General features: G+C 46.9%; 1 protein-coding gene. It reads left to right on the forward strand.

The window, feature by feature from the left end:
• Positions 1-331: 331 nt before the first annotated feature.
• Positions 332-1043 (forward strand): hypothetical protein (locus KDK17_RS19245; RefSeq protein ID WP_257288846.1); only part of this gene is annotated, 712 nt, incomplete at its 3' end.

The following is a 1043-nucleotide window of genomic DNA, read 5'->3' on the forward strand; positions in this document are numbered from 1 at the left end:
CCCCCCATCAGACCTTACCCATCAGATAGCAGGTAAAAACGACCTGGAAATCGCTCTGATCTCTTAACTGACTCCCTGGCCAAAATTTAGATATTTAGCCTCTCGAACTTGCAGCTCTCCATTTAACTGCTAAATGTTTTGGGTACTTAAAAATTCTCTTAACAGCTTACCGAAACAGCCGTGAGTGATTGGCAGCCGTGAGCGATTGACAGCCGTGAGCGATTGACAGCCGTGAGCGATTGGCAGTCATGAGCGATTGAAAGTTACTTCCTCGCCTGATGTGGAAATGACTTTTCTCGGTAATAAAAGTACTCAGCTCAGAGGTAGTAGAATGACAAAAGCTCGCCCTAATGCATTAAGCCTTGCAGTGACCGTTGCCATCAGCTCTTCGATTATTAGCACACAGGCACTGGCTGATCGCAAACTGCAGATAAAATCTGCCGATATTCTGGGCAATGGACATGCGGAGCTTACCCATAGTGAAGTCATGATTCGGCCCACCTTAGGTCCTGATGAACAGCCAATCCCCAAATCCTTTACAACCACTTACCCTTATGAGCCTGGGGAAGATGAAGTCTGTCTCTATAATTCTTTGAGCTTTGCAGACGCTTTTTATAATACTCCTGCCAAGGTTTCCAGTGTTGATCTGTTTGAGACAGACGAGAATAACGTTGCTCAGAAATACACCAAAGTCCTGAAGGCCGGTGATGAGGGCGTTTTCAGATTCACCCATAATCTTGAAGAAACGGAACTGGTCATCGAAGTCAGAGGCGGAATGACCGATCGGAATACCATTGAGGATATTCGTAATCAATGGCAATCGCTCGGCATCAAAGGATTAGAACCATCAACGAAAATCGCCAACCCCTTGCAACTGGCTGATTTGCTGGAAGTGGCCAATAACAGAGCAGGAAACCTCGGCTCAAGTGAACACTATGTTCCCCTTGCCACCATTGAGGTAGGAAAAATTGAAGTAGAAGGGCGCACATTCATGCGTCTTATCGCTTCGGGCGATCAGCCCCCTGAACTGCAACGTCTGGGTC

The organism is Endozoicomonas sp. SESOKO2, from assembly GCF_024606245.1.
Lineage (GTDB): Bacteria > Pseudomonadota > Gammaproteobacteria > Pseudomonadales > Endozoicomonadaceae > Endozoicomonas_A.